Origin of the sequence: Streptomyces sp. NPDC093795 (genome assembly GCF_044764665.1) — a bacterium.
Taxonomy (GTDB): Bacteria; Actinomycetota; Actinomycetes; order Streptomycetales; family Streptomycetaceae; genus Streptomyces.
Window position 1 is genome coordinate 110,911 of the sequence record NZ_JBIWIO010000002.1, and the last position, 26,264, is coordinate 137,174.

Annotated in this window: 26 protein-coding genes and 1 pseudogene; 19 read left to right on the forward strand and 8 right to left on the reverse strand. The window is 70.9% G+C overall.

Annotated features, from left to right (window positions below; translation table 11 throughout):
* Positions 1–340 precede the first annotated feature (340 nt).
* The 3 genes from ACIRB7_RS05550 (at position 341) to ACIRB7_RS05560 (ending at position 1,945) form a co-directional block, all read left to right on the forward strand.
* Complete coding sequence (locus ACIRB7_RS05550; RefSeq protein ID WP_403592763.1) at positions 341–796, forward strand: hypothetical protein; 456 nt, start codon at positions 341–343, stop codon at positions 794–796.
* Between the two features lie 132 nt (positions 797–928).
* Complete coding sequence (locus ACIRB7_RS05555) at positions 929–1,432, forward strand: N-acetyltransferase (protein WP_403592766.1); 504 nt, start codon at positions 929–931, stop codon at positions 1,430–1,432.
* A 132-nt stretch (positions 1,433–1,564) separates the two neighbouring features.
* Positions 1,565–1,945: a DUF6221 family protein gene (locus tag ACIRB7_RS05560; protein WP_403592768.1), complete on the forward strand. Its 381-nt coding sequence runs from the start codon at positions 1,565–1,567 to the stop codon at positions 1,943–1,945.
* Here the strand turns inward: ACIRB7_RS05560 and ACIRB7_RS05565 are convergent.
* The 3 genes and pseudogenes from ACIRB7_RS05565 to ACIRB7_RS05575 form a co-directional block, all read right to left on the reverse strand.
* Positions 1,889–2,077 (reverse strand): annotated as a pseudogene (locus ACIRB7_RS05565) (NUDIX hydrolase); the annotation flags it as partial. The gene ACIRB7_RS05560 and the pseudogene ACIRB7_RS05565 overlap by 57 nt on opposite strands.
* A 70-nt stretch (positions 2,078–2,147) precedes the next feature.
* Positions 2,148–2,633 carry a TrmO family methyltransferase gene (locus ACIRB7_RS05570; RefSeq protein ID WP_403592771.1) on the reverse strand — a complete coding sequence of 162 codons (486 nt, stop codon included), beginning with the start codon at positions 2,631–2,633 and terminating at the stop codon, positions 2,148–2,150.
* A 61-nt stretch (positions 2,634–2,694) separates the two neighbouring features.
* Entirely contained in the window at positions 2,695–4,083 is a 1,389-nt protein-coding gene (locus ACIRB7_RS05575; protein WP_403592774.1) for a Tat pathway signal protein, read from the reverse strand.
* A 140-nt stretch (positions 4,084–4,223) separates the two neighbouring features.
* Between ACIRB7_RS05575 and ACIRB7_RS05580 the strand changes: the two genes are divergently transcribed.
* Together ACIRB7_RS05580 and ACIRB7_RS05585 are read left to right on the forward strand one after the other, a co-directional pair.
* On the forward strand, positions 4,224–4,802 hold the full coding sequence (locus ACIRB7_RS05580) for an ATP-binding protein (RefSeq protein WP_403592776.1): 579 nt from the start codon (positions 4,224–4,226) through the stop codon (positions 4,800–4,802).
* A gap of 233 nt (positions 4,803–5,035) precedes the next feature.
* Positions 5,036–5,503: an NUDIX hydrolase gene (locus tag ACIRB7_RS05585; protein ID WP_403592779.1), complete on the forward strand. Its 468-nt coding sequence runs from the start codon at positions 5,036–5,038 to the stop codon at positions 5,501–5,503.
* Between the two features lie 115 nt (positions 5,504–5,618).
* Here the strand turns inward: ACIRB7_RS05585 and ACIRB7_RS05590 are convergent, their stop codons facing one another.
* Together ACIRB7_RS05590 and ACIRB7_RS05595 are read right to left on the reverse strand one after the other, a co-directional pair.
* Complete coding sequence (locus tag ACIRB7_RS05590; RefSeq protein ID WP_403592781.1) at positions 5,619–8,759, reverse strand: DUF3427 domain-containing protein; 3,141 nt, start codon at positions 8,757–8,759, stop codon at positions 5,619–5,621.
* Positions 8,760–8,844: 85 nt separating this feature from the next.
* A complete protein-coding gene (locus ACIRB7_RS05595; RefSeq protein ID WP_403592784.1) occupies positions 8,845–9,840 on the reverse strand; it encodes an SEC-C metal-binding domain-containing protein in 996 nt (331 codons plus the stop codon).
* A gap of 63 nt (positions 9,841–9,903) precedes the next feature.
* Between ACIRB7_RS05595 and ACIRB7_RS05600 the strand changes: the two genes are divergently transcribed.
* Entirely contained in the window at positions 9,904–10,770 is an 867-nt protein-coding gene (locus ACIRB7_RS05600) for a class E sortase (protein WP_403592787.1), read from the forward strand.
* Here the strand turns inward: ACIRB7_RS05600 and ACIRB7_RS05605 are convergent.
* Positions 10,725–12,269: an MFS transporter gene (locus ACIRB7_RS05605; RefSeq protein WP_403592790.1), complete on the reverse strand. Its 1,545-nt coding sequence runs from the start codon at positions 12,267–12,269 to the stop codon at positions 10,725–10,727. The two genes, ACIRB7_RS05600 and ACIRB7_RS05605, sit on opposite strands and share 46 nt — an antisense overlap.
* A gap of 107 nt (positions 12,270–12,376) precedes the next feature.
* Between ACIRB7_RS05605 and ACIRB7_RS05610 the strand changes: the two genes are divergently transcribed.
* The 4 genes from ACIRB7_RS05610 (at position 12,377) to ACIRB7_RS05625 (ending at position 15,139) form a co-directional block, all read left to right on the forward strand.
* Positions 12,377–12,931 carry a winged helix-turn-helix transcriptional regulator gene (locus tag ACIRB7_RS05610; RefSeq protein WP_403592792.1) on the forward strand — a complete coding sequence of 185 codons (555 nt, stop codon included), beginning with the start codon at positions 12,377–12,379 and terminating at the stop codon, positions 12,929–12,931.
* Between the two features lie 62 nt (positions 12,932–12,993).
* Positions 12,994–13,290, forward strand: coding sequence for a DUF6412 domain-containing protein (locus ACIRB7_RS05615; RefSeq protein ID WP_403592795.1), 297 nt, complete (start codon positions 12,994–12,996; stop codon positions 13,288–13,290).
* A 113-nt stretch (positions 13,291–13,403) separates the two neighbouring features.
* The gene (locus tag ACIRB7_RS05620) at positions 13,404–14,144 is read left to right on the forward strand and encodes a YidC/Oxa1 family membrane protein insertase (RefSeq protein ID WP_403594336.1); all 741 of its coding nucleotides are present in this window, start codon (positions 13,404–13,406) and stop codon (positions 14,142–14,144) included.
* 137 nt (positions 14,145–14,281) lie between these two features.
* Complete coding sequence (locus ACIRB7_RS05625; protein WP_403592798.1) at positions 14,282–15,139, forward strand: fumarylacetoacetate hydrolase family protein; 858 nt, start codon at positions 14,282–14,284, stop codon at positions 15,137–15,139.
* Positions 15,140–15,204: 65 nt separating this feature from the next.
* Here the strand turns inward: ACIRB7_RS05625 and ACIRB7_RS05630 are convergent, their stop codons facing one another.
* Together ACIRB7_RS05630 and ACIRB7_RS05635 are read right to left on the reverse strand one after the other, a co-directional pair.
* Complete coding sequence (locus ACIRB7_RS05630; protein ID WP_403592801.1) at positions 15,205–15,795, reverse strand: heme-degrading domain-containing protein; 591 nt, start codon at positions 15,793–15,795, stop codon at positions 15,205–15,207.
* Positions 15,792–16,925 carry a Gfo/Idh/MocA family oxidoreductase gene (locus tag ACIRB7_RS05635; protein WP_403592803.1) on the reverse strand — a complete coding sequence of 378 codons (1,134 nt, stop codon included), beginning with the start codon at positions 16,923–16,925 and terminating at the stop codon, positions 15,792–15,794. The genes ACIRB7_RS05630 and ACIRB7_RS05635 overlap by 4 nt, the downstream gene beginning before the upstream one ends.
* A 56-nt stretch (positions 16,926–16,981) precedes the next feature.
* Here ACIRB7_RS05635 and ACIRB7_RS05640 point away from each other — a divergent pair, with 56 nt between their 5' ends.
* The 9 genes from ACIRB7_RS05640 (at position 16,982) to ACIRB7_RS05680 (ending at position 26,159) form a co-directional block, all read left to right on the forward strand.
* Positions 16,982–18,187, forward strand: coding sequence for an ROK family protein (locus tag ACIRB7_RS05640; RefSeq protein ID WP_403592806.1), 1,206 nt, complete (start codon positions 16,982–16,984; stop codon positions 18,185–18,187).
* A gap of 125 nt (positions 18,188–18,312) precedes the next feature.
* Positions 18,313–19,464 carry a hypothetical protein gene (locus ACIRB7_RS05645; RefSeq protein WP_403592809.1) on the forward strand — a complete coding sequence of 384 codons (1,152 nt, stop codon included), beginning with the start codon at positions 18,313–18,315 and terminating at the stop codon, positions 19,462–19,464.
* A 149-nt stretch (positions 19,465–19,613) separates the two neighbouring features.
* Complete coding sequence (locus ACIRB7_RS05650) at positions 19,614–20,375, forward strand: GntR family transcriptional regulator (RefSeq protein WP_403592812.1); 762 nt, start codon at positions 19,614–19,616, stop codon at positions 20,373–20,375.
* Between the two features lie 147 nt (positions 20,376–20,522).
* Complete coding sequence (locus ACIRB7_RS05655) at positions 20,523–21,644, forward strand: TIGR03364 family FAD-dependent oxidoreductase (RefSeq protein ID WP_403592815.1); 1,122 nt, start codon at positions 20,523–20,525, stop codon at positions 21,642–21,644.
* A gap of 5 nt (positions 21,645–21,649) precedes the next feature.
* On the forward strand, positions 21,650–22,339 hold the full coding sequence (locus ACIRB7_RS05660; protein WP_403592818.1) for an HAD family hydrolase: 690 nt from the start codon (positions 21,650–21,652) through the stop codon (positions 22,337–22,339).
* The gene (locus tag ACIRB7_RS05665) at positions 22,336–23,394 is read left to right on the forward strand and encodes an ABC transporter ATP-binding protein (RefSeq protein ID WP_403592821.1); all 1,059 of its coding nucleotides are present in this window, start codon (positions 22,336–22,338) and stop codon (positions 23,392–23,394) included. The genes ACIRB7_RS05660 and ACIRB7_RS05665 overlap by 4 nt, the downstream gene beginning before the upstream one ends.
* Positions 23,384–24,286: a 2-aminoethylphosphonate ABC transporter permease subunit gene (locus ACIRB7_RS05670; protein WP_403592824.1), complete on the forward strand. Its 903-nt coding sequence runs from the start codon at positions 23,384–23,386 to the stop codon at positions 24,284–24,286. Before ACIRB7_RS05665 ends, ACIRB7_RS05670 begins: the two co-directional genes overlap by 11 nt.
* Positions 24,273–25,070, forward strand: coding sequence for an ABC transporter permease (locus ACIRB7_RS05675; RefSeq protein ID WP_403592826.1), 798 nt, complete (start codon positions 24,273–24,275; stop codon positions 25,068–25,070). The genes ACIRB7_RS05670 and ACIRB7_RS05675 overlap by 14 nt, the downstream gene beginning before the upstream one ends.
* Before the next feature lie 30 nt (positions 25,071–25,100).
* Complete coding sequence (locus ACIRB7_RS05680) at positions 25,101–26,159, forward strand: 2-aminoethylphosphonate ABC transporter substrate-binding protein (protein WP_403592829.1); 1,059 nt, start codon at positions 25,101–25,103, stop codon at positions 26,157–26,159.
* Positions 26,160–26,264: the final 105 nt, after the last annotated feature.

The following is a 26,264-nucleotide window of genomic DNA, read 5'->3' on the forward strand; positions in this document are numbered from 1 at the left end:
CCCGCGATGATTGCGAGTCATCAGCGGGGGCCGTTTTGCGCGACCGTAACGCACCCCGGGCACCTAAGTGACCACGCTGAGTAAAGAACGCCCGTGTGGGTGACGGGTGGTGGGCGGCCTGAGAACGACCGGCGGCCCACCTGAGCGGACTCACGGGCTTCTTGGAGGACCTGGCTGCTCTGGCGGAAAGGGCGCTCGGTCGCGACCACCGGTTGTACTGCTGGATGGCTGTGTGGCGAACGGGACTTGAACATGTTCAAACTCCGTGCCAGGGTACGGCGTGGGTTCCTTGAGTCCACCGGTCGCGCACGCGGCCTGCGGAACCCACGAGGGGTGGAGTGTGTTTCGTTACCGTCGTACGACGCTGATCTTGCCCGCCCTGGCCCTGGCCCTGGCCCTCGCCCTGACGGCCTGCGGCAGGTTGACCGTCATGCCGCCGCCCGACGGCGACCCGGTCGTGCTGAAACCAGCCGAACTCGCGACCACGTGGACCGATGCCGACGGCGGCACCCTCACGCTGAAGCAGGATGGGACGTTCATCGCCGACAAGGTCTGCGTCGCGGTGGGCTGGTACGACAGTTTGGCCTGGTCCGGAACAGGCACGTGGGAGCAAGGCGCCAACAAGGAGCAAAGCTTCCTCGGTGTGACCTTCGACGCTGCTCACCCCGAAACGGGTGAGCGGGAGCCCGACTCCTACGCAGCCTTGAGGCAAGGCAAGGTCCTGAAGCTCTGGGCCGCCATCGGCGATCCGGACAACGACTACCCGAACTGCGTCCTGACCAGCCCGGCGAGCTGACCCGGCTGCGCAGCGCACCGCCGCGACCGAGGCCGCAATCGCGGCGGTCGCCGGAGGCGTCGGAGCGTACGACCCCGCCGCCCGCGAAGGTCCAGGGGAGCGGACGGCCGCGCGCTGCTACGGTCGGGCGCCATGAGCTGGCTTCCCGATGACTTCGTCCACCCCGTCCTGGTACCGCTGCCGGGCGGTGGTCACCACCTGCGGCCGATCCGGGAGGCGGACACCCCGCTCGACTACCCGGCTGTGATGGGTTCGCGCGAGCGGCTGTGGACCATTTTCGGCCCGGCCTGGGGCTGGCCCGCGGACACCATGACCTACGAGGCCGACCAGGCCGACCTTTTGCGGCACGAGAAGGAGATCGCCGCGCACCAGTCCTTCAACTACGCGCTGTTCGACGCGGCGGAGACAGTTCTGCTCGGCTGTGTCTACATCGACCCGCCGGAGAGGGCCGGCGCGGACGGCGAGATCTCCTGGTGGGTGGTGGACGAGCTGGTGGGCAGCAAGGTCGAGCAGGCCCTCGACGAGCTGGTGCCGCAGTGGATCGCCGCCGACTGGCCGTTCGAGCAGCCGCGCTTCCTCGGCCGTGAGATCTCCTGGTCGGACTGGCTCGCCCTGCCGCAGCATCCCGCCACGTAAGTGGTTGAAGCAGCGCGGGCCCAGCCCTGCGAGCGGGGCAAGATCATTCCAGCGCCGACAGGCGAGAGACAGCGTGCTCGCACGATAGAAATCAGGCGATGAAGCCCCAGGCACGCGCGCGAGGATGTCCACATGAGCGAAGACCTGGTGCAGTTCGTGAAGGCGCGGCTGGACGAAGAGGCCGCCTTGGCCCGACGCTGCGACGGTGACGGATGCGGGCGGTGGTCTGCCCACGGGCACACGGTCGACTTCTGTCAGGTAGAGCTCGCGGGTTTCCACCCCACGATTGCCTTGCATGTGGCTCTGCACGACCCGGCCCGCGTTCTGCGTGAGGTCGAGGCCAAGCGACGCATCCTGGCCCGCCACGCCCTCAGTCCGGCCGTAGGCGACCCGGAACTACCGTGGGACGACCGCGATGACTGCCAGTTCGACGGAGACCTCTGGCCATGCGACGACCTGCTCGACCTCGCGTCGCCGTACAGCGACCATCCTGACTTCCCCCGAAGTGCCTGAAGCGGCGCAACTATGGAACTGCCAGGACAGCTGCCCCTCACTGACCCTGCGACGCACCATGAGCACACGCCCCTCACTCACGACGACGGCCGCGGCGATGCCCGGTCGCCCCTCCGTGTTCTGCTGCGTCACGTCTGCTTCCTCGGGGGGCCAGGGTGGGTGGGAAGACCGTATCCGCGCGAAGTAAAGCCGCTCGCTCGCTTCAGCGTTCGGAAGCGTCTCGCCAGTAGTCCTCAAGCATTTCGCCAGGCCACGTCGGCTGAGTGACAGGACCGCGGGGGAGCATCTCTTGGAAGACCGCAACAAGATCCACGATCTGAGTGCCGGCGTCAGCGTCGAGGTCCGTGACGTGCAGGTCGCGGCCTTCGACCTTGAGCAGCCTTGGAAAAGACGTGGCGAGGCGAGCCGGGCGGCGGTGGTTGTGGTGGACGAAGGTGCCCGTCGCCGGCCAGGCGGGATTGTCGCGGGGGCTGCGCGCGTGAAGCGCGACATCGTCGGGGGAGCCGAAGTTGAAGAACCAGGTGACCTGGAGGTGGGAGAACTGCTCGATGCCTTGCAGGGTCTCCACGGGGTATTCCGGCCGCAGACGAATGATCGACTCCACGCCACCCTTGAAGTCGTCGAGGCGTCCGGTGTGCCCTCCGACCACATCGGCGATGACCGGCACCTCGATGAACTGTGCAGCCACGGTTGCCCTTCTTCCTTCCAGGCAGCGCCACTTGAGCGTGGACACGACGACTTCGGCGCCGTCAGGTTACTCGTAGGAGTACGGACCGGGCTCGTTCGTCCACCTCGGATACGGAGGGGATTCCGCGGTTGCGGAACGGGGACAGGACCGCGCGCATGGTGCGGGCTGCCTCGCGGGTCCTTCCGGACTGGACACCGTCCATGGCATCCAGCGCTCGGGCCCAGGTCTGGCAGGCGGCGTCAATGCTGCCTTGTCCAGCCTGGACTGTGCCCATGTACCCGAGCGTGACGGCATGGGTTCGATTGAAGGAGTCAGTTCTACGGTGCTGAACGCTGGCACGGAAGTGGCGCAGGGCCCCGTCCAGATCGCCCAAAGCCCACAGGGTCCGGGCCGTTTCGTGTGCGAGAGACGCCTCTTGGAAGAACCAGACCCGCTGGGGCTCGTCGTCGCTCGGCGCCGCTCCAGCGAGGTCGTTCTCGGCCCGGTGGATGGCGGCGATGGCGTTGCTTCGCTGGCCGTCTACGGCCAGAGTACGCGCGCGTACAACACCGATCAGGGCTCGTTCGCGAGGTGTCGCGAGGTCGTACCTCTTCCGCTCCACGGAGGCGCTGGCGAGGTCTAGAGCTGCCCTCGTGTGCCCCAGATCTATGGCCTGATGGGCCATCGCTCGCAGGATGTGCCCGGCAAGCGGGGCGTCGTCGGCTTCGGCGGCCAGCTTGAGCGCGAGGGTGAAGTAGCGTCGTGCGGGCTCGTGCTGGGAGGCGTCAAAACTCATCCAGCCGGCCACGTACACAGCCTCGGCTGCCGCCGAGTACAGGGCCCGACGTGCGTTCTCGCTGCTGAAGACTCCGCTGACGTACCTGGCGACATCATCGACGATGTACTGGTAGAGGGCGGTCCGACCGTCGACACCTCCGTGCCGTTGATCGCGGCGGGCGAAGAACTCGGTCATCTCACGAACGGCCCGCACCTCCGTCTCTCCCACTCTGCGGTCCGGACCGACCGCGCGGGAGCGCGCCCGCTGTGGGGCTTCGTCCCACCACGGATCCCTCGGTAGGACCAGTCCGCCCACGGAGTACACGGCGGCGCCGGTGAGGAGTCGGCGACGTTCGCGGTCCATGCTGTTTCTCCCCATGTCGACCAGAGCCGTCAGCGTGTCGGTGTCCCACTCCGACCTGGTGACGGTATCCGAGGCATCTCTCGCGAGACCGATCTCCGCGAGTGTGAGGGGACGCCCCAACCGTCGCGACAGAGTTTCCCGCAGGATGTCGGCTGCCCGGCCCCGGGGCTGGGTCCCGGCGACCCACATGGCGATGTGTGAGCGCGTGACGGTGAGCAGTTCGTCGACACCGGCCTCTGCCGCGACGCGTACCACTGCGGCAGCCACGACGGGCTGCGACCAGCCTGTCTCTGCGATTACTGCGGCCAGTTCATCGTTCCTGCGCGCCATGCTGCGCCCCTGTTCACACGAGAACAATCTTTGACGGGTTTGACGGCATCGGGGCCCGAACGGGGATACCCGCCCCTCGCGAATCACGGTTCGCTGAGAGGACACGAAACCACCAACCGACAACGACGGGAGGGCAACTGGTGACTTTCAGCCACGCGGGTGATGAGGAGGGCCTAGCGGCCACGGTCTTGCCGTCTACGGCACCGACTCCCCTCCCTCCACGTCTCAAGTCGGTTGCCGCAGAGCGCCGTGGCGATGAGGACAGACGCGTACCGGAGTGGCCCGCGCCCCCTCCCCTCGGAGTTGCGGCTGTCACGTCTCGTGCCACAGGCCACCCCGCCTACTCGCAGACCCTCCCGCGCGAGGCGCGAAGCGCGGGAGTCGCTCGTCGGCTGGTCCGAACGGCTCTGAGGATCTGGGGCCTGGATTCGTTGAGTGAGGACGCCACACTCGTCATCACTGAGTTGGTCTCCAACGCGGTCGATCACAGTCGACTCCCGTCGATCCGAGTGATCGTCTCCCGGCCTTCCCCGAACGGGATCCGCGTGGGCGTGGTCGACCGCTCCAGGACCCTCCCGACCCTGAGGGCGGACTCCCATGGTGACCAACTCCGGGGAAGGGGCCTGGTCCTGGTCGACACGCTTACGGAGGAGTGGGGCACCGAGCTGTACCGGTGGGGCAAGCAGGTCTGGGCAGAGCTGAAGGAAGAGGAAGCGTGAAGGACGGAAAGCCCTGGGTGGGCGACCAGGTACGCGACGAGGCCACCAACAGGAAGGCCATCGTGACCGACGTCCGCGGGGGCTCCATATACGTTCTGCGGCATGTGTGGGGCGGGGGCGACACCTGGGAGGCCGCGGACCCTGAGAAGCTGACGGTGACTGAGCCAGCAAGCGGGCGACACTACCGGGCCGGCGCCCGGCGCTGGACACCCGATCGGGAGGGACCGTGGCGCATGGGTAGGACTGAGTACTTCAACAACCCCGACGCTCCAAAGGCCAACACCCTCATCCCGGCCAGCAACCTGCTGGTCGTCGACGACAGCGGCGCGATCCTGCTCCAGCGCCGCCGCGACACCGGCCAGTGGGCACTGCCGGGCGGAGCCCAGGACATCGGCGAGACGGCGGCCGAGTGCGCGGTGCGCGAATGTCTGGAGGAGACGGGGATCGTCGCCGAGATCACCGGCTTCCTCGGCGTCTACACCAACCCTCACCACATCGTTGCGTACACCGACGGCGAGATCCGCCAGCAGTACGAGAACACGTACATCGGCCGCCCCGTCGGCGGCGAGCCCACGATTAACGACGAGGCCGACGGCGTCGGCTTCGTCCAGCCCGCCGACCTCGACGAGTACGACATCCACGCCAGCATGCGCCAGCAGATCGGCGACTACCTCGCCGGTACCTACCCCTACCTCGGCTGAGCAGCCGAACTTTCTTCAAAAGGCCATACTCGAAAGCCTGCAAGCGAGCTTCGCCCAGCGCCTTCAGGCGCTGGGCGAAGAGCAGTGATTCGCTAATGAGGAATGTGGGACTCGACTACCCGGTTGCGATGGCCGAGTAAGTCCACACGTCGGCCGGGATCTCATGTTTCAGGTTCCAGGTGATCCCCATGGGCTTGCTGCCCTTGTGGTCGACGTACTCGGCCGGCCCCAAGAGCATCCAGGGCTGGGGCCCGCCGACGTCCGTCTTCTTGTAGCGGCGGACGAAGAGGAGGACGTGGGAGCCGTTCTCCTTGTGGGTCTGGTAGCGGACGCCCGTGGGGGACGTCTCCGACGTCTGGTTCTGGGACTCCCAGTGGAAGAGACGGTCGTTCAGCGCGTAGTCCCGGTAGCGGGTCTGCGGGGAGAAGTCCTTCTCGTCCTTCTCCAGCGTGATCAGCAGCGCGTCCGTCTGGATGTCCTCACACCACTTGACCCCTTCGCGGAAGTGGCCGGGCATGAAGCCGCCGATGAACGACTGTCCTAGGGCAGGGAGGATCTCTTCCCGGCTGTAGGAGGCGTGGACCGTCAGGGGGAGGTCGGCGAGCGCCCCCAGGAGCGGGACCGGGACGTGATCGGTTCGGTCAAGGGCGTAGGCCAAGACCTGGCGGAGTTCGTCGCGGAAGGCATGCTGCGGACGTAGCGAGTCCAGCGCCTCCTGGTACTCGGAGAAGCCACCTCCCAAGGGCCAGAGCGAGAAGTAGAGCATGCGGGCGTACGAGCGCTCGAGCTCGTTGAGTTCGTTGTAGAGAGGCGCGTCGTCCGCCAGGAGCTTTGTGTACACCGCGACCCGTCGAGGGTCGTCGACGTGAAGGAAGGCGGAAACGCGCTTCAGGAGCGCCTCCTCGCCTTCGGGCCCGCCGCCGCTGGCGAGCAAGCCTGACCGGCGAAGGAGGCCAGTCCAGGAGTTGCCGCCACGGTAGATCTCCTTGAGTTCTCGGCCGCTTTCGGTGAGGTATTCCGCGAGCTGGAGCTCGCCGTACCGAGCTACCTCGCGCGCGAGCTGCGTGACGTTGACGCTGATCTGGCTACGGATGTTCTCGATGATCAGTTCCTTGGCCTTCGACTCAAGGATGATCTGGCAGCCGGACGGCAACTGGGGGAAGTCATGCTCGATGTTGGCAAGGAGGCGGTTGCGCGTCAGATTGGTGAGGGCGCGGAACTGCTCTTCGAAGCGGAACTCCTTCCGGTGCTGGCCGATGAAGTCCAGCACGGTGAGGACTGCTTTGTTTTCCGTGCGGCGGAGCCCGCGGCCCAACTGCTGAAGGAAGACCGTCGCGCTGGAAGTCGGGCGCAGCAGGAGGAGGGTGTCGACATCGGGGATGTCCAGGCCTTCGTTGAAGAGATCAACCGAGAAAATCACTTGGATCTCGCCGGCGCGAAGAGCAGCCAGCGCCGCCTTTCGCTCTGCCTGCGGAGTCTCGCCAGACAGGGCAAGAGCACGGAGACCGGCGCGTCGGAAGAATTCGGCCATGAAGACGGCATGAGCAACGGAGACGCAGAAGCCGAGCGCGCGCATGGTGCCGGGGTTTGCCACCTTCTCCACCACGGCTTGAACGACGAGCCGTGCCCTGGCGTCGTTGCCAGTCAACAGGTTGCTGAGCGCCGATGCATCGTAAGCGCCGCGTTTCCATTCGACGGCGCTCATGTCGGTGGTATCGCTGATCCCGAAGTAGTGGAACGGACTCAGCAGGTCGTTCTCCAGCGCTTCCCACAGTCGCATCTCTGCCGCGATGCGCCCGTCGAAGAACTCGTCCTGAACGTTGCGGCCGTCCATACGCTCGGGGGTTGCGGTGAGTCCGAGGAACTCCAGAGGACGGAAGTGTTCGATGATCTTCCGGTAGGTCGAGGAGACTCCGTGGTGGAACTCATCGATGACGATGACGTCAAAGTGGTCGGGGGACAGCCGCTCCAGCTTCTCTCCCTTCAGAGACTGCACGCTCGCGAAGACGTGCTGCCAATTGTCAGGTGAGAGCCCGCTGTGCAGCTCTTCTCCGAAGTTGGCGTCCACGAGTACGTCCTGGTACGTGCGCAGCGACTGACGCAGAATTTCCTGCCGGTGAGCGACGAACAGCAAGCGTAGGTCGCGACCGTGCTCCTGCCGAAGGCGCTTGTAGTCCAGCGCAGCCATGACGGTCTTTCCCGTGCCGGTCGCGGCCACAAGCAGGTTGCGGTGTCGGTCGTGGACTTCGCGTTCCACCTGGAGGCGCTCCAGCATGTCCCGCTGGTGTGGGTACGGCCGTACTTCCAGACCGGACAGCGTGATCCGCTGCTCTGTCGCTGCGCTCTTGCCTTGGCCTGCGACCAGGAGGGCTTCGCTGAGTCGTTCGGCGTCGCGATCGGGGTCGTACGTTTCGAAGGCGGGGTCATTCCAATATGAGTCGAAGGTCGCCTCGAACTTGCGGATGACGTCCGGCGTCGCGACGGATGACAGGCGAACGTTCCATTCCAGCCCGTCGAGGAGAGCGGCCTTCGACAGGTTGGAGCTACCGACGTACGCGGTGTCGTAGCCGCTGTGTCGACGGAAGAGCCAGGCCTTGGCGTGCAGTCGTGTCGAGCGGAGCTCGTAATTGACCTTGACCTCGGCATTGAACCGCTGGACGAGACGGTCGAGCGCCTGCCGCTCTGTCGCTCCGATGTAGGTCGTCGTGATGACGCGGATGGGTACGCCCCGCGCATGAGCTGCTTCGAGTGACTGCTCTATGACCCGCAGACCGTGCCATTTCACGAAGGCGCAGAGCAGATCGACCCGGTCCGCTGTGGCTAGTTCTGCCCGCAGCTCGAATCCCAGGCTGGGGTCTTCGGGTGCATTGGTGAGGAGCGCGGTCTCCGCCAGCGGAGTCGCAGGGCGGATCCGGTAGACGCCCTCGGCCTCCTGCTCCGCGATCGCAAGGAGCTGGCGTGGACCGTCGGCTACGAGCTCCACCCACTCTCGGGCGCCCTCGATGGTGTTCATCGATTCGAGGATGTGGTTGGCCGCGTGCACGTGTTCCTCTGCGGGCAGCCCCTCCAGGATGTGACGCACTGTGTCGGCCACATGCTTCGCGAGAACGCGGGGGGAAGACTTGGGGCCGACAACATCGTCGATCGCATGCCAACCACGATCCGCAAGCGCCTTGAGCTGGGCTTCGAGTCGTAGCGTCATCAGCTGTTCGTAGAGACCCGAAACTGGCCCGCCGGAGTCCGACAGTTCGCTCATCGTTTTCCCCTCCCCTGATCAACCGCACCATTGGTATCAGGTGCCACCGACAGAGTCTCGATGAGCCGCCAGCCCGGAGAGCTGATCACTCCGCCCCGTGGCACTCCCCGTACGTCCGCCCCGACCCGCACCAGCAGGGGGAGGTACGGGCCGGCGGCCACGCCGTAGCCCGCCCCCGGGCCGCCAACGTCGTCGCGTACTGGGGGAGGAGGTCCGCGTTTGACGGCTTGGTGGATTCTGAGGCGGCGAAGGCTTCGTAGGAGGGGACCGTGGCGGGGACGATGCCCAGGTTCGGGGTGCCTGCCTGGGCGAGTTCGCGGAGGGAGGCTTCGATGTCTGTCAGGTGGGCCCGGTACGTGGGGTACTCGGCTTCCAGTTCCGGGTACGCCGCCAGCAGCTCGTCCAGTTCCGGTTCCGGCCAGTGGAGGACCGCCACCGGGAACGGGCGGGAGAGGGCCGTGCGGTAGGTGCCCAGTTCCGAGCGGAGGCGGGTGATCTCCGCCTGGAGCTCCGCCGGGTCCGAGGAGCCGAGGGACCACAGGCGCTTCGGGTCGTGGAGTTCGTCCAGGGGGACCGCCCCGCCGTGCAGCCGGTCGGCGGTCACGTCCCAGTCGTCGTGCGGCAGCGCCAGCATCCTGCGGACCCGGTGGCGGGTGATCAGGAGCGACTGGGTCGCGTGGGGGAGCTCCTCAGAGGTGATCAGCAGGGTCGCCGCCTCCGTCAGCGTCGACTCCGCCGCCTCCAGTTCGTCGTGGGCCTCCAGCGTCTCCGCCGCGATCTCCCACGGCGCCGCGTCCGACGGCCGCGCGCTCCGGAGGCCGTCGATGATCGCCCGTGCCTCGGCCTCGTGGCCGTACTCCCACAGGTTCGCCGCCTTCAGCGCCCTGATCAGATGCGGGTTCGCCGGCGCGGGGGACAGGAGGGAGTCGTAGAGGGCCGATGCGGCCGGGCGGTCGCCCGCCAGTTCCAGGTGGGCCGCGGCTTGGAGAAGCAGGGGCTCCCGGTCCTCCGGGTACTGCCCGGCGGTGCGCAGCAGGCGCTCGGCTTCGGTGGTGTGGGCGGCAGGCGTGTCGGGGCGCATGCGCTCCACCGTACTGCTGTACGGGCCTGGAGAGTTGGCGCCCCAGCGCTTATCGTGCCCCGCGTGCGGGCCAGAGCGGGGCAGCGGATACCGGTCGTCGTCCAGTCGCGAGGGCGGCGCCGCCCGGGCGCCCGTGTGTTGTGGGTGGCTGCCGAGACCGTCGTCACCTGTGGTGTCGTCCTGCTGCTTCTCGTCGTCCACCAGCTCTGGTGGACCAACCAGCAGGCCCGCGCCGAGGCCCGTCAACAGGTGAGTGCCCTTGAGCGGGAGTGGGACATCTCTCCCCCCGTCCCCGTTGTTCCGTCATCCGGCCCGTCGTCCGACCCGGCGGCCGTTTCGTCGTCCGGCCCGTCGTCCGTCGACCCGTCCGTTGAGGCCTCCGCCGGTTCCCTTGGTCAGCCCTCCTCCGTGCCTTCCGTCGGCGGTTCCGCCGCGTCCGGCGGCCTGCCCGACCCCGGGCGTTCCCGCGCGCCCAGCACGCCCTCCGCCGCCTTCGCCGTCCTCCGTATCCCCCGGATCGGCCTCACCGCCCCCGTCGCCCACGGCGTCTCCAAGCGGTCCGTCCTCGACAGGGGGTACGTCGGGCACTACCCCGGTACCGCCTCCCCCGGCCGCGACGGGAACTTCGCCCTCGCCGGGCACCGGAACACCCACGGCGAGCCCTTCCGGTACCTCAACCGGCTGGCGAAGGGCGACGAGATCTCCGTGCGGACCCGGGACGCCACGTACACCTACCGCGTCGACCAGATCCTCTCCCGTACCGCTCCCCGTGACATCGGGGTCATCCGGGCCGTGCCCCGCTCCCTCGTCAAGCCCTCGTACGGGTACGACGCCCCCGGCGCCTATCTCACCCTCACCACCTGTACCCCCGAGTTCAGCAGCGCCTACCGGCTCGTCGTCTGGGCCAAGCTCGTCTCGGCGGTCCGGTGATTCCTTCCCAGTACGAGCGTGAGCACGGCGCCCGTCAGGGCCAGGCCCGCCGAGGCCAGGACCGCCGTGTCCGGTCCCGTCGTCGCCAGGGCCAGTGACAGGGCCACGCCCGCCGAGGAGCCGATGTAGCGCGCGGTGTTGTTGGCGCCCGAGCCCATCGCCGCCCGCTCCGGCGGTACCGAGTCGACCGCGAGCCGGGGCAGCGCCGCGTTCAGGAGGCCGCTGCCCGCGCCCGCCACCACGAGGCCGATGAGCAGGCGGGGCCAGGAGCCGGCCGGGCCCTCAAGGGTGCCGAGCAGGGCCAGGACCCCCGCCGCCGAGAGGACGAACCCCAGAGTCAGCTGGTACGGGGCCGAGAACCGGGCCGGGAGGCGACGCGCCTGGAGCGCCACCACGAACGCCGTGCCCGACCAGAGCGCGAACAGCCAGGCCGCCCCCAGCGGAGACATCCCTGACCCGCCCTGGACCAGCGCGGGCACCACGCTGAACAGGCCGATCACCGCCAGGCCCGTGAACAGCGCCCCCAGCGTCGACGCCAGGAACGCGGGCCGCCGCAGCAGGGCCAGATCCACCATGGGCGTACGGCTCCGGCGCTCGACCGCCACGAAGAGGGCGATCAGGGCGGCCGAGGCCGCCAGCAGGACGCCCACCTGGGGGCGCAGCCAGCCGTCCCGGCCGAGCGTGAGCGCCGTGAGCAGCGCCGCCAGGGCCAGACCGAGGGCCGTCGCGCCCGCGATGTCGGGGCGGGGGGTCCTCCTGGTCGTGGGGGGTGCCTTCTTGCCTGTGCCTGTGCCTGTGCCTGTGTCGGGTCCCGGGCCCTCCGCTGTCGTCTCCTTCCTCTTCGTCGGTTCCGCCGCCCGCAGTGTCCGCGCCCCCGCCGCCGCCGTCACCAGTGCCGCCGCCCCCAGGGCCCCGTACGCGAGCCGCCAGTCCGCCAGGCTCAGGGCGCCCGCGAGCAGGGGTCCGAGGGCGATGCCGCCGCTGACGGAGGCGCCCCAGATCCCGGTGGCCCTGATCCGGTCCCGGCCCGCCGGGTACGCCTGGGCGAGGAGGCCCAGGCTGCCCGCGAGGACCGCCGCGCTCGCCGCGCCCTGGGCGACCCGGGCCAGCGTGAAGGTGAGCGTGGAGCCCGCGAGGGCGCCGAGGGCGGTGGTGACGCCGAGGGCGAGGGTGCCGAGGAGGAAGACCCGGCGGCGCCCGTGCGCGTCCGCGAGGCTGCCGGCCACCAGGAGGAGGACGGCGAGGCCGAGCGGGGTGCCGTTGAGGAGCCAGGCCTGGGCGGAGGCCGGGGTCGCGAAGGCGGCGACCATGTCGGGGAGGGTGACCATCGGCGCCGTGTAGTTCATCAGCGCGACGGCGGTGGCTGCGGCGGTGACGGCGAGGGTCGCCCCCGGGCGGGAGCCTCGGGGCGGGGCGGGGGGAGAGGCGGTGGGAGGGGTGGTGGGAGGAGTGGACGGAGGAGTGGGGGGTGGGGTGGCGGACGGCGTGAGCTGGGGCACGGCGGGGACCTCCACCAGTTGGTTCGGTCACTGAACTCAGACAGTACGGGGGCTCACCGTAGCAGGTGAGTTCAGTCAATGAACCTTGAGCGGGTACGCTGGATTCCATGGCTCTCGGCAAGGACTACGCCCACCAGCAGTGCTCCATCGCCCGCGCCCTCGAAGTCGTCGGAGAGCGCTGGACCCTCCTCGTCGTCCGCGACGCCTTCTACGGCGTCCGCCGCTACAACGACTTCCTCGCTCACCTCGGCGCCCCCCGGGCCGTCCTCGCCTCCCGCCTCCAGGCCCTCGTCGACGCCGGCGTCCTCGACCGGCGGCGCTACCAGGAGTCGCCCCCGCGCGACGAGTACGTGCTCACCGCGCGCGGCCTCGCCCTCTGGCCCGTGCTGCGCTCGCTCGGCGCCTGGGGCCGGGCCGAGGACCCCGGAGCCGTACCGGTACGCCACTTCCACCACGCCGACTGCGGCACCGAACTCGGCCCGTACGGCGAATGCCCCGCCTGCCTCCTCCCCGTACCGCCCGCCGACGTCGAGATGCGCCCCGGCGCCGGACTCGACCCGGAACCCGGCGATCCGGTCAGCCGCGCACTCCTCGGCCCCCGGCGCCTCCTCGTACCCCTGCACATGTCACCCCAACTCCCCTCGCCGGACGGGAACTCCTGAGGGGTGCCGCGCGTCATCCCGGTGAGAGATCGTGCGACGCGAGCAGTGGGGGAGGTGACGGGATGACCATCAGGGCCCTGGTGCTGCACGTCGTCGCGCCGCTGTTCTTCCTGCTCGCCCTCGCCGACCTGCTCCTCTCCGACGGCGGTGGCGTCACCTCCGCCGTCGCCCTCGCCGCGACCACCGTCGTCTGCGCCCTCTTCGGAGCCCGTACGGCCCCTGCCGTACCGCCCACCGCCGTTCGTACGGCCATCCGTGACCGCGAGCGGCGCACCGCCTTCCTGCCCCAGCGCGACCCCGACGCCGCAGGCCGGCGCAGACCCCGCGCTCCCGGCCGTCCCCTCCCGACGGCCGCGTAGGGAGCCCCCGCACACCACACCGGACAAGCCCTCACACGCGGATCCGTCATGCCGAGACCCGACATCTCCCCGGCACGACGAGACCCCACGGAGGGTTCCCCTTGTCCGACTTCCTGTCCGACGTCCTGTCCGTCTTCGCTTCCCTGGTCGAGTGGCTCGCCGACCTGCTCCAGCCGCTCTTCGCCACCGCCGCGACCGCCGCCGCGATCGTCCTCTTCACCCTGCTCGTACGGCTCGCGATCCACCCGCTGTCCCGGGCCTCGGCCCGGGGCCAGAAGGCCCGTACCCGGATCGCGCCTCAGCTCGCCGCGCTCCGCAAGAAGCACGCCAAGAACCCCGAGCGGCTCAGGAAGGCGGTCACCGAGCTGCACACGCGGGAGAAGGTCTCGCCCTTCGCCGGCATCCTGCCCGCCCTCTGCCAGGCGCCCGCGTTCCTGCTCATGTACCACCTGTTCGCCGGTGACCGGATGGCCGGGCACGCCCTCTTTGCCGCCCCGCTCGGTGAGCGCTGGGCCGACGCCCTCGGCGGCGGCGGCGTCTTCGGCCCCGCCGGGGCGGTCTACCTCGCGCTCTTCGCGCTCGTCGCCGCCGTGGCCACGTTCACGTACCGCAGCACCAAGCGGCAGCTCGCCGCCCAGCCCCTCGACCTGGGGCAGCCCACGCCCGGCGCCGGTGCCATCACCAAGGTCATGCCGCTGCTGTCCTTCGCCACCCTGATCACCGTCGCCGTCATCCCGCTCGCCGCCGCCCTCTACGTGGTCACCAGCACCACCTGGGCCGCCGCCGAACGCGCCTTCCTCTTCCGGGAGCGCGAGGAGAAGGGCCGCGCCAAGGCTGTTGCTACTCGCGCGTAAGGGTCCACTGCGTGAACGGGGTCTTGCAGAGTGACCCGTTCTCTTGGAGGATCGACCAATCCTCCGATGGCCGCACTCCATCGGCCGGGGTACCTCAGGGTCCTTCCCGGGCCCGCCTCGACCACAGGGAGAAGTCCATGAAGCTGCTGCGTGTCGGCCCGCCCGGAGCCGAGCGTCCCGCCCTGCTCGACCAGGACGGGACGCTCCGCGACCTGTCCGCCCTTGTCGACGACATCGACGGCAGTCTGCTCGCCGACGCCTCCGCCCTCGACCGCGTACGGGCCGCCGCCGGCGCCGGTGTGCTGCCCGCGCTCGACGCCACCGGCCTGCGCGTCGGCCCGCCCGTCGCCCGGATCGGCAAAGTCGTGTGCATCGGGCTGAACTACCACGGCCACGCCGCCGAGACCGGCCAGGCCACCCCGGCCGAGCCCGTCGTCTTCCTCAAGGCCGCCGACACCGTCGTCGGCCCGGACGACACCGTGCTCGTACCGCGCGGCTCGGTGAAGACCGACTGGGAGGTGGAGCTCGCCATCGTCATCGGGCGCACCGCCCGCTACCTGGAGACCGACGAGCAGGCCCTCGCGCACGTCGCCGGGTACGCCGTCGCCCACGACGTCTCCGAGCGCGAGTTCCAGATCGAGCGCGGCGGTACCTGGGACAAGGGCAAGAACTGCGAGACCTTCAACCCGCTCGGCCCCTGGCTCGTGACCGCCGACGAGGTGCCCGACCCGGGGGCCCTCGGCCTCCGGCTCTGGGTCAACGGCGAGCTGAAGCAGGACGGCAACACCTCCGACCAGATCTTCCCGGTCGCGGAGGTCGTCCGGTACGTCAGCCGGTTCATGACGCTCTACCCGGGCGACATCATCAACACCGGCACCCCGGCGGGCGTCGCCATGGGGCAGCCGGAGCCCAAGCCGTACCTGCGGCCCGGTGACGTCGTCGAGCTGGAGGTCGACGGCCTCGGCCGGCAGCGGCAGGAACTGAAAAGCGCCTGACCCCAGGAGGACGTCTGTCGGCGAAGTGGCGGCTCCCCGCGTGGGGCGCCGCCCTCGTACATCCCTCAGGCGGCGGCGGAGCCGTACGAGCCGAGGAGTCGTTCCAGCGCCTCGACGACGAGGGCGTGGTCCTCGGCCTGCGGCAGGCCCGAGACCGTCACCGAGCCGATCACGCCGACGCCCTCGACCGCGACCGGGAACGAACCGCCATGCGCGGCGTACCGGTCGGGGTCGAGGCGCGAGGACGCCTCGAAGGTCGTGCCCTTGGCACGGAACCGGGCGCCCACCAGGAACGAGCTCACGCCGTACCGCTCGACGACCCGTCGCTTGCGGTCGATCCAGGCGTCGTTGTCCGCGCTGGAGCCCGGCAGCGCGCAGTGGAAGAGCTGCTGCGGCCCGCGCCGGATGTCGATCGCGACGGGCGCCTCGCGCTCCCGGGCCATGCCGACGAGCAGGGTGCCGAGCGTCCAGGCGTCCTCGTACGTGAACCGGGGGAGGACGAGCCGGGCCTCGTGGGCTTCCAGGGCCTCGACCTCGTTCGTACGCCCGGCCTCGTCCGCGTCCGTGCGACCGGTCTCGTTCGTACGGCCGGTCTCGCTCGTGCGCCCGGCCTTATTCGTACGGCTGGCCTCGCTCGTAAGCCCGTCCTCGCTCATGCGTCGATCCTCACCGTGACGCCCTCGCGGGCCGAGCGCTTCGCCGCCTCCAGGACGTCGAGCGCGGCGGCGGCCTCGTACGCCGTCACCGGGTTCTCGCCGGTGCCGCGCAGGGCGGCGGCGACGGCCGCGTAGTACGCCGGGTAGTCGCCCGGCAGCGACTCGACCGGGGTGCCGCCGCCGGTCAGCGGCGACTCGCCGGAGCCGAGCCGGCCCCACAGCGCTTCCGGTTCCTCGCCCCACGCCGAGCCCGGTACGGGCCGCAGCCCCTCGCGCAGGTCCGCCTCCTGAGGGTCGAGCCCGTACTTCACGAAGCCGGCGCGCTGCCCGAGCACCCGGAAGCGGGGGCCGAGCTGGGCGGTGGTGGCGCTCGCGTACAGGTGGGAGCGGACGCCGTTCGCGTGGGTGAGTGCGAGGAACGTGTCGTCGTCGGCCTCGGCGCCCGGCCGGCGCACGTCCGACTCGGCGTACACCGACACCACCGGGCCGAAGAGGACGAGTGCCTGGTCGACGACGTGGCTGCCGAGGTCGTACAGGAGCCCGCCGATCTCCTCGGCCGCGCCTGACTCGCGCCAGCCGCCCTTGGGGAGCGGGCGCCACCGCTCGAAGCGGGACTCGAAGCGCTGGACCTCGCCGAGCGCGTCCTCGGCGAGGAGGTGGCGGAGCGTTCGGAAGTCGTTGTCCCAGCGGCGGTTCTGGAAGACGGAGAGCAGCAGGCCCTGCTCCTCGGCGAGGGCGGCGAGTTCGCGGGCCTCGGCGGCGGTCCCGGCCAGCGGCTTGTCGACGACGACGGGGAGGCCGGCCTTGAGGGCGGCGGACGCGAGCGCGACGTGCGTCTTGTTGGGGGAGGCGACGACGATCAGGTCGAGCTCGCCCGCCCCTCCCTCCCACAGCTCCTCGGGGGTGGCGACGACCCGGACGCCGGGGTGGGCGGCGCGGGCGTCTGCGGCCCGCTCGGGGTTGCCGGTGGTGACGGCGGCGAGGACGAGGTCCTCGGAGGCGGAGATCAGCGGGGCGTGGAAGACGGAGCCCGCGAGGCCGTAGCCGACGAGTCCGACGCGGAGGGGGGTGCGGGGTGCGGTGCCTGTCGTGCCGGTCGTGTCTGTGCCGGTCCTGTCCGTGCCAGTCATGCCGTCCACTTAAGCAACGGTGTTGCCAAAGTGCAAGCGGCCGCGACAATGGGGAGGTGAAGACGGACCTGGGTGGAGTGAACGTGCCGGCACTGCGCAGCCACAACGCGGCGCTCGTGCTCGACCTGCTGCGTACGGCGGGGGAGCCGGGGATCAGTCGCCTTGAGCTGGCCGAGCGGACCGGGCTCACCCCGCAGGCCGTCAGCAAGATCACCGCCAGGCTCCGGGCGGAGGGCCTCGTGGCGGAGGCCGGCCACCGTGCCTCGACCGGCGGCAAGCCCCGCACGGTGCTGCGGCTCGTCGCCTCCGCCGGGTACGCCGTCGGCGTCCACCTCGACCGCGACGAGCTGACGACGCTCCTCACCGACCTCGCGGGCGCGGTGGTGTCCCGTCGCCGCCGGGCCCTGGACCTGGGGGAGGGGGCGGGGCCGGTTTTGGAGGCGGTGACGGGGGAGGTACGGGGCTTGCTGGCCGGAGTGCCCGGCGGGGCCGGGGTGTCCGATGCGTTCGGCGTGCCCGACGTGCCCGACGTGCCCGATGTGCCCGGCGCGTTCGGCGCCCGTCCCGTGCTCGGTGTCGGGGTCGCCATGCCCGGGCCCCTGGACCACCGCGCGGGGGTGCCGGGACGGGTGACGGGCTTCCCGGAGTGGGACGGCGTCCCCGTACGCGAGGAGCTGGCCCGGCGGCTCGGGCTGCCCGTCGTCCTCGACAAGGACACCAACGCCGCCGCCCTCGGCCTCGCGCTCCGGCCCGCCGCCCCCGGCTCCTTCGCGTACGTCCACCTCGGTACGGGTCTGGGCGCGGGCCTGGTCCTCGGCGGGGCGGTGATGCGCGGGGACAGGACGGGGGCGGGCGAAATGGGCCACCAGACCGTGCAGCTCGACGGGCCCCCGTGCGACTGCGGCGGGCGCGGCTGCCTGGAGGTCCTGTGCCTGGCGGCGGTCGGGCGCGGCGACCTCGCCGAGGCGGCGCGCATCCTCGGCGCGGGCGCCGCGAATCTCGTACGGCTCCTCGACATCGACCAGGTCCTCCTGGGCGGGCGGGTGGTGCTCGCGGCGCCGGGGGTGTTCGCGGACGGGGTACGGGAGGTCCTGGCGGGGCTGGGCCTGACGGCGCCGGTGGGCGTCGCGGCGGAGGTGGGCGAGGACGCGGTGGCGGAGAGGGGCGCGGGCGGCGACGGGGACGTGGACAGGGAGGCGGGGGCGGACGCCGTGGCGGAGGGGGCCGCCTGGCTTATCCTCGCTCCGATCTTCGGAAAATAGGCTGATCGGGCGGATCGGGCGGGCCGTCCGGGGGTGCGGGCGGTGTCGCTGCCCGGACCTGGCCGTTTCGTGGTGGCAGGGTCGCGGCCGACCCGTACGCCCGCGAGCAGCAAAGGCCCCGCCCCATGGCATCCGCCCCTCTGCGACCGCGCAGCGCCCGCGCCCTGACGGCGGCGGCCGCGCTGGCAGCCACCGCCACGACCCACCTGACGGCCCCGGCCTGGGTGGCCGAGGCCCACGCCGCCCCACCGGCCTCGGCGGCCGAGGCCCACGCGGTTCCACTGGCCTTGGCGGCCGAGGCCCACGCGGTTCCACTGGCCTTGGCGGCCGAGGCCCACGCGGCTCCACCGGCCTTGGCGGCCGAGGCCCACGCGGCTCCACCGGCCTCGGTGGCCGAGGCCTACGCCACCCCACCGGCCGAGGCCCAACTGTCGGCCGCGGGAATGTCGGCCGACGCTCCCCCACGCCCGGTCTCGGCAGCCCGTGCGCGGCCGGCCCCGGCTTCGGCGGGGGCCGCCCCGGGGCCCCGCGTCCCCGCCCCCGATCCCCCCGCCCCCGTCTGCGGTGCCGCCCCCGGCGGTGGATTCCCGCTCGACACCCGGCTGCACGGCGGGCCCCCCGACTACCCCGCCGGCGGGGCCCCGCAGGAGTGGAAGCTCGACCTCACCAACACCACCGCCGCGCCCTGCTCCGGCATCCACCCCGTGCTCGTCCTCACCGACCAGGAGCGGGCGCTTCGGCCGGAGCAGATCCGGTTCGAGTTCTACGACGCCGGGGCCGCGCAGTGGCGCCCCGTCACCTTCGAGGCGACCGAAGAGGCGGAGAACGTGGGCGCGTTCACCGGCTTCGGCGGCTTCGCGGTCCCCGCGGGCAAGACCCTCACCGTCCCCGTGCGGCTGGCCTTCGCCGCGAAGACCACCCCCGACGACGTCGTCGTCAACGCCGCCGTCGTGCAGCGCCGCGGCGCCGACGGCGACTGGGTCGGCGAGTCCGGCGACTACCGCCTCACCGTCGGACCCGCCGACCCCGACGCTCCCACTGCCGAACCCACCGCGCCCGGCACCGCCGACCCCTCCCGGCCCCCCGGCACCGCCCCGCGCCCCCCGGCCCCCACCGCCGACCCGAGGGACCCGGATGCCAACCCGTCGGACCCGGAACTCGCCCACACCGGCCGGGACGACGCGGAGGCGTACGCACGAGCCCTCGCCCCACTCGCCGCCGCCCTCGTCCTGCTCGGCGCCGTCCTCGTCCGCCTCCGCCGCCGCCGCACCCGCTGAGCCACCTGCCCCCGCCCCCGCTGAGCCACGTGCCGACGTCCGCCACCGCCAAGCCGCCGCCCCAGCCCCCGCCGAGCCACGCCCCCCCCGCACCCCCGAGCCACCCGCCGTACACCCTCCCGTTCATCCCCGTCTGCGACCATCCCCCGGTGAACTACCAGCACACCAACCCCGGCGCCCCCGTCCGATCCGGCATCCCGGAGCACGGCCGCGTGCCCAAGTACTACGCCGTCAAGGCGAAACTCACCCTGATGGTCGACGAGTTGGGGGAGGGCGGGCTGCTGCCCACCGAGCGTGACCTCGCCGTCCGGTACGAGGTGTCCCGCGAGACCGTCCGGCAGGCGCTGCGCGAACTTCTCCTGGAGGGGCGGCTGCGCCGCCAGGGCCGGGGCACGGTCGTCGCGGGTCCCAAGCTCGAACAGCCCCTCTCGCTCGCGAGCTACACGGAGGGCGTGCGCCGCCAGGGCCGCCGCCCCGGTCGCAGTCTCATCTCGCTGGACCGCTTCCCCTGCCCGGAGGCCCTCGCCCCCGAGGTCGGCGCCGAACGCGGCGAGCCCGTCTGGCACATGGAGCGGGTGCTGCTCGCCGACGACGAGCGGGTCGGCCTGGAGAGCACGTACGTCTCCGAGGCCCGCGCCCCGCACCTGGACACGGACTTCGACCCGGACTCCTCCTTCTACTCCTACCTCCACGACCGCCTCGGCATCTCCTTCGGCGCCGCCGACGAGCGCATCGAGACGGTGCTCGCGACCCCCCGCGAGGCCCTGCTCATCGGCACCCCGCCGGCCCTCCCGATGCTGCTGCTCCACCGCGTCTCCCGGGACACCGCGGGCCGCCCCCTGGAGCGCGTCCGCACCCTCTACCGGGGTGACCGCTTCAGCTTCACCGCCCACCTGGGGGAGCAGGGCTGACGGAGAGCCGGCAACCTCGGCCCCCTCCCCACCCCCCTCTCCTTATTACGTAACGGTAACGGGTCTGGTCCAAGCTTGTCGGTTTGTTTACCGTCCCGTCGTCCCCCAGCCCCGTCCGGGTCACCCACCGCCGCGAACGTCGTCGGCATGAAGGTGATCGTCGTAGGAGCCGGCGTGGTGGGAACCATGCACGCCTGGCACGCAGTGGAACGCGGCCATGAGGTCGTACACATCGAGCGAGAGGCCGAGGCGCGCGGAGCCTCCCTCCGTAACTTCGGCCAGATCTGGGTCAGCGGACGGGCGGGCGGCGAAGAGCTCGACACCGCCCTGCGCGCCCGTGAACTCTGGGAGGGCATCGGGGCCCGCGTCCCCGGCCTCGGCTTCCGGGCCAACGGCTCCCTCACCCCCGTACGGAACGAGCTGGAACTCGCCGTCGCCGAGGCGGCTGTCGCCCGCCCCGACGCCGCCGCCCGTGGCTACAAGCTGCTCACGGCCGACGAGGCCCGCGCGATCAACCCGGCCCTGCGCGGCGACTTCGACGCCGCCCTCTGGTGCGAGCGGGACGCGGCCGTCGAGCCCCGCCTCGCGCAGCTCGCCCTCCGCGAGGCCCTCCTCGCCACCGGGAAGTACACCTTCCTGCCGAACCGCGAGGTCCGGGACGTCGTGGGAGAGAACGCCGTCCGCGACGACCGGGGCGAGACCCACACCGGCGACGCCGTCGTCCTGTGCACCGGCGCCTGGCTCTCCGGCCTCGTCCGCGAGGTCGCCGGCGAGATACCCGTCCGCCGCGTCCGCCTCCAGATGATGCAGACCGAGCCCCTCGGTGAGCCCCTCACCACCTCCGTCGCCGACGCGGACTCCTTCCGCTACTACCCGGCCTACGCCTCCGAGGCCCTCGACGCGCTCCAGGCCGCGCAGCCGCAGGACCCCACCGCCGCCGCACACAAGATGCAGCTGCTCATGGTGCAGCGCCTCGACGGCGGACTGACCATCGGCGACACCCACGAGTACGAGCACCCCTTCGCCTTCGACACCCTCGAAGACCCCTACGAGCACCTCACCCGCGTCGTCGAGTCCTTCCTCGGCCGCCCGCTGCCGAAGATCAAGCGGCGCTGGGCCGGGGTGTACGCGCAGTGCGTCGACAAGAGTCGCGTCGTGCACCGCCAGCGGGTCAGCGACGGCGTGTGGCTGGTGACCGGACCCGGCGGCCGGGGCATGACCTGCTCCCCCGCCATCGCCGAGACGACCGCGAACGAACTGGGCTGGTGAACCACATGAGCATCGAGAAGCAGAAGCACGACCTCGTCGTCCTCGACATGGCCGGCACGACCGTCGCCGACGGCGGCCTCGTCGAGCAGGCCTTCACCGTCGCCGCCGAGCGCCTCGGCGAAGACCCCGCCACGATGATCGACCACGTCCGCGCCACCATGGGCGAGTCCAAGATCTCCGTCTTCCGTCACCTCCTCGACGGCGACGAGGCCCGCGCCCAGAAGGCCAACCTCCTCTTCGAGGACGCGTACGGCGAACTCGTCTCCGACGGCCGCATCGCCCCCATCGCCGGCGCCGCCGAGGCCATCGCCACGCTCAAGGAGCAGGGCAGGACCGTCGTCCTCACCACCGGCTTCGCCCGGGTCACCCAGGACGCCATCCTCGACGCCCTCGGCTGGCGCGACCTCGTCGGCCTCACCCTCTGCCCGGCCGACGCCGGCGGCCGGGGCCGCCCGTACCCCGACATGGTCCTCGCGGCCTTCCTCCGCACCGGGGCCGTCGAGGACGTCCGCCGGATCGCGGTCGCCGGCGACACCTCGTACGACATGCTCAGCGGCGTCCGCTCGGGCGCCGGGATCGTGGCGGGCGTCCTGACCGGCGCCCACGGCGAGACCGCCCTCACGGAGCACGGCGCCCACCGAGTCCTCGCCTCCATCGTCGAACTCCCCGTACTTCTTCAGGAGTTCGAGGCATGACCAGCGGCATCCGCTTCGACGCCGTGTCCGTCGCGTACGGCGGCACCACCGTCCTCGACCGGCTCGACCTGACCGTCGAACCCGGCGAGGTCATGGCCCTCCTCGGGCCCTCCGGCTCCGGCAAGACGACCGCGCTGCGGGCCGTCGCCGGATTCGTGCGGCCGGCCTCCGGGCGGGTGCTCATCGGCGACCGTGACGTCACTGCCCTCCCGCCGCACAAGCGGGGGATCGGGATGGTCGTCCAGCAGTACGCCCTCTTCCCGCACCTGCGGGTCGAGGCGAACGTCGCCTTCGGTCTGAAGGCGCAGAAGGCGCCGAAGGACGAGATCCCCGGCCGGGTCGCCGAGGCCCTGGAGATGACCGGCATGGCGGCCTACGCCCACCGGTACCCCCGGGAGCTCTCCGGCGGCCAGCAGCAGCGCGTCGCCATCGCCCGGGCGCTCGCCATCCGGCCCAAGGTCCTCCTCCTCGACGAGCCGCTCTCCGCGCTCGACGCCCAGCTGCGCTCCGGGATGCTGGCCGAACTGGCCCGCCTCCACCGCGAGTTGCCGGACGTGTCGATCCTGTACGTCACCCACGACCAGGTCGAGGCGCTGACCCTCGCGGACCGGATCGCCGTCATGGACAAGGCCCGGCTCCAGGACTGCGGCACCCCGCAGGACCTGTACCGCAGGCCGCGTACGGAGTTCACGGCGTCGTTCGTCGGCAACGCCAACCTGCTGCCGGTGACCGTCGGCACGGGGGGCGTCGCCTTCGAGGGGACCGACCTGTCGGTCGCCACCGACGACGTGGCCCCCGGCGCGGCCGCCACCCTCTGCGTACGCCCGCACCTGGTCGGGCTCGGCGACGGGCCGAACGCGCTGCGGGGCCGTATCTCCGAGGTCCAGTGGCGCGGCTCCACCCACCGGCTGTACGTCGACGTCGGCGGCGGCCACCGGGTGAAGGCGGACGTCCGCGAGCTGCGGGAGACACCGCTGCTCGGGACCGAGGTGTCGCTGCACTTCGCGCCGGAGGACGCGGTGCTGCTGCCCGCAGGGGTGAACGATGGCCGGTAAAGCTCCAGGTCTCGTCAAGGAGCACCCCGCAACGGGTGTTGTGCCCACCCGTTCCGCCCCTGCGGAACAGTTGCCCACAACAGGGTCCCGGCGCACCGCCCCCACCTGGGTCTGGGCCCTGCCCCCCGTAGCCGTCCTCGCCCTCGTCTTCCTCTACCCCCTCGCCCTGGTCGTCCAGGAGTCCCTGGCGCCCGGCGCGTACGCCGACGTCCTCGCCTCCACCTCCTTCCGCGAGGCCCTCGTCACCACCGTGTGGCTCGCCGTCGCCTCCACGGTCGGCTGTCTCGTCCTCGGCTTCGTGCTCGCGGTCGTGATCGCGTTCGTCCCGTTCCCCGGCGGGAAGGCGGTGTCGAAGTTCATCGACGTCTTCCTCTCCTTCCCGTCCTTCCTGATCACGCTCGCCCTGCTCTTCCTCTACGGCACGGTCGGCATGGCCAACGGCGTCTGGACGGACGTCACCGGTGACACGACCGGCCCCTTCCAGTTCCTGACCACGCCGTGGGGCGTCCTCCTCGCCGAGATCACGTACTTCACCCCGTTCGTGATGCGCCCCCTGCTCGCCGCCTTCTCCCAGATGGAGACGGCCCAGCTGGAGGTGGCGTCCTCGCTCGGCGCCCGGCCGCTGCGGATCGTCCGGCAGGTGATCCTGCCCGAGGCGCTGCCCGCGCTCGCCGCCGGCGGCAGCCTGGTCCTCGTCATGTGCCTCAACGAGTTCGGGATCGTCCTCTTCACCGGCGCCAAGGGCGTCACGACCCTCCCGATGCTCGTCTACGGCAAGGCGATCCTCGAATCCGACTACGCCGCCGCCTGTGTCGTCGCCGTCGTCAACGTCGCGCTCTCCGTGGGCCTCTACGCCCTCTACCGGGGGGTGAGCCGCCGTGCTGGTGCATAGCCGTACGGGCAAGTGGACGGTGTGGGCCGGCTTCGCCGTCCTCTTCGTCCCCCTCTTCGCCCTGCCCCTCCTCGTCATCGTCGCCGCCTCGTTCTCCACGAACTGGTCCGGCGCCTTCCCCTCCGGGCCGACCGCCGCGCACTACACGGCGGCCGTGCGCGGGGAGTCCCTCCAGGCGCTCACCACCAGCCTGGTCACCGCCGTCACCGCGAGCCTGATCGCGCTGACCGTCGGCACCTGGGCCGCGCTCGCCGGGGCCGCCCTGGGGAAGCGGGGCAAGCGGGTCCTCGACGCCCTGTTCATGCTGCCGGTCGCCGTGCCGTCCGTCGTCGTCGGCCTCGCCGTCCTCGTCGCGTACTCCCAGCCGCCGGTGCTCCTCAACGGCACCCGCTGGATCGTGATCCTCGCGCACACCGTCCTCGTGACGGCCTTCGCCCACCAGTCGGTCTCGGCCGCCATCGTGCGGCTCGACCCGATGTACGAGCAGGCGGCGGCCAGCCTCGGCGCCCGCCCCTCGTACGTGCTGCTCCGGGTGAAGCTGCCGCTCCTGCTGCCGTCCCTGAACGCGGCCGCCGGACTCTGCTTCGCCCTCTCCATGGGCGAGCTGAGCGCCACGATGATGCTCTACCCGCCGGACTGGATGCCGCTGCCGGTGCTCATCTTCACCGCCACCGACCGTGGCTCCCTGTTCACCGGCTCGGCGCTCGCCGTGGTCCTCATGGCCGCGACCCTGCTGGCCCTGCTCGCCGTCTCCCGAGTCCGTACCAAGGCTTCGTTCCGCTAGCCCCACTCGTCCTGAGGAGAAAACAACGTTATGCGCACGTACACCCAGCCGATCGCCGCCGTCACCGGCGTGCTCGCCCTCGCCTGCACCCTCACCGCCTGCGGTGGTTCCTCCGCCGCCTCCGACGAGAAGATCGTCACCGTCTACAGCGCCGACGGCCTCAAGGGCGAGGCGGGGGACGGCTGGTACGACAAGGTCTTCGCCGACTTCGAGAAGAAGACCGGCATCAAGGTCAAGTACGTCGAGGGCGGCTCCGGGGAGATGGTGCAGCGCGCCCTCCGCGAGAAGAGCAACACCCAGGCCGACGTCATCGTGACCCTGCCCCCGTTCATCCAGCAGGCCGACTCCAAGGGCCTGCTCCAGGCGTACGAGCCCCAGGGCGCCGACAAGGTCGACGGCGGCGACAAGTCCGCCGACGGCAAGTGGACCTCCGTCGTCAACAACTACTTCGGCTTCATCCACAACAAGAAGGAGCTCCCCGAGGCCCCGAAGAGCTGGGAGGAGCTCCTTGACGGCAAGTTCAAGAACAAGCTCCAGTACTCCACCCCGGGTGTCGCGGGCGACGGCACCGCCGTCCTCATCAAGGCCATGCACGACTTCGGCGGCAAGGAGCCGGCGATGGAGTACCTGAAGAAGCTCCAGGCCAACAACGTCGGCCCGTCGTCCTCCACCTCCAAGCTCGCCCCCAAGGTGGACAAGGGCGAACTCCTCGTCGCCAACGGTGACGTGCAGATGAACTTCGCCCAGTCCAAGTCCATGCCGAACCTCGGCATCTGGTTCCCGGCCAAGGGCGCGGGCAAGCCGACCACCTTCGCCCTGCCGTACGCGGCCGGTCTCGTGGACAAGGCCCCGCACACCGAGAACGGCAAGAAGCTCCTCGACTTCATGCTGAGCGAGGGCGCCCAGCGCGAGGTCAGCGCCATCGGCGGCGGCTTCCCGGCCCGCAAGGACATCAAGGCGACCGACGCCAACGCCATCGAGCTCGCCAAGCTCCTCGAGGGCGTCGAGGTCTTCGAGCCGGACTGGGCCGACATCGACAAGAACCTCAAGGCGTACGTCGACGCGTGGAAGTCCGCAACGGGAAGCTAACCGGGCGACGGCCAAGAGTTCACCGTACGACTCTGGCGCCCGCGAGGAGTATCGCGGAAGGATAACGGGTACGGACCAACGCCCCTGAGGAATCAGGGGCGTTGG

Excerpts from the sequence above, each read along its gene's own strand:
- ACIRB7_RS05555 (WP_403592766.1), top strand. The coding sequence starts at position 929 with ATGAGCTGGCTTCCCGATGACTTCGTCCACCCCGTCCTGGTACCGCTG.
- ACIRB7_RS05560 (WP_403592768.1), top strand. The coding sequence starts at position 1,565 with ATGAGCGAAGACCTGGTGCAGTTCGTGAAGGCGCGGCTGGACGAAGAG.
- ACIRB7_RS05575 (WP_403592774.1), bottom strand. The coding sequence starts at position 4,083 with ATGGCGCGCAGGAACGATGAACTGGCCGCAGTAATCGCAGAGACAGGC.
- ACIRB7_RS05585 (WP_403592779.1), top strand. The coding sequence starts at position 5,036 with ATGGGTAGGACTGAGTACTTCAACAACCCCGACGCTCCAAAGGCCAAC.
- ACIRB7_RS05590 (WP_403592781.1), bottom strand. The coding sequence starts at position 8,759 with ATGAGCGAACTGTCGGACTCCGGCGGGCCAGTTTCGGGTCTCTACGAA.
- ACIRB7_RS05595 (WP_403592784.1), bottom strand. The coding sequence starts at position 9,840 with ATGCGCCCCGACACGCCTGCCGCCCACACCACCGAAGCCGAGCGCCTG.
- ACIRB7_RS05610 (WP_403592792.1), top strand. The coding sequence starts at position 12,377 with ATGGCTCTCGGCAAGGACTACGCCCACCAGCAGTGCTCCATCGCCCGC.
- ACIRB7_RS05615 (WP_403592795.1), top strand. The coding sequence starts at position 12,994 with ATGACCATCAGGGCCCTGGTGCTGCACGTCGTCGCGCCGCTGTTCTTC.
- ACIRB7_RS05625 (WP_403592798.1), top strand. The coding sequence starts at position 14,282 with ATGAAGCTGCTGCGTGTCGGCCCGCCCGGAGCCGAGCGTCCCGCCCTG.
- ACIRB7_RS05630 (WP_403592801.1), bottom strand. The coding sequence starts at position 15,795 with ATGAGCGAGGACGGGCTTACGAGCGAGGCCAGCCGTACGAATAAGGCC.
- ACIRB7_RS05635 (WP_403592803.1), bottom strand. The coding sequence starts at position 16,925 with ATGACTGGCACGGACAGGACCGGCACAGACACGACCGGCACGACAGGC.
- ACIRB7_RS05645 (WP_403592809.1), top strand. The coding sequence starts at position 18,313 with ATGGCATCCGCCCCTCTGCGACCGCGCAGCGCCCGCGCCCTGACGGCG.
- ACIRB7_RS05655 (WP_403592815.1), top strand. The coding sequence starts at position 20,523 with ATGAAGGTGATCGTCGTAGGAGCCGGCGTGGTGGGAACCATGCACGCC.
- ACIRB7_RS05660 (WP_403592818.1), top strand. The coding sequence starts at position 21,650 with ATGAGCATCGAGAAGCAGAAGCACGACCTCGTCGTCCTCGACATGGCC.
- ACIRB7_RS05665 (WP_403592821.1), top strand. The coding sequence starts at position 22,336 with ATGACCAGCGGCATCCGCTTCGACGCCGTGTCCGTCGCGTACGGCGGC.
- ACIRB7_RS05670 (WP_403592824.1), top strand. The coding sequence starts at position 23,384 with ATGGCCGGTAAAGCTCCAGGTCTCGTCAAGGAGCACCCCGCAACGGGT.
- ACIRB7_RS05680 (WP_403592829.1), top strand. The coding sequence starts at position 25,101 with ATGCGCACGTACACCCAGCCGATCGCCGCCGTCACCGGCGTGCTCGCC.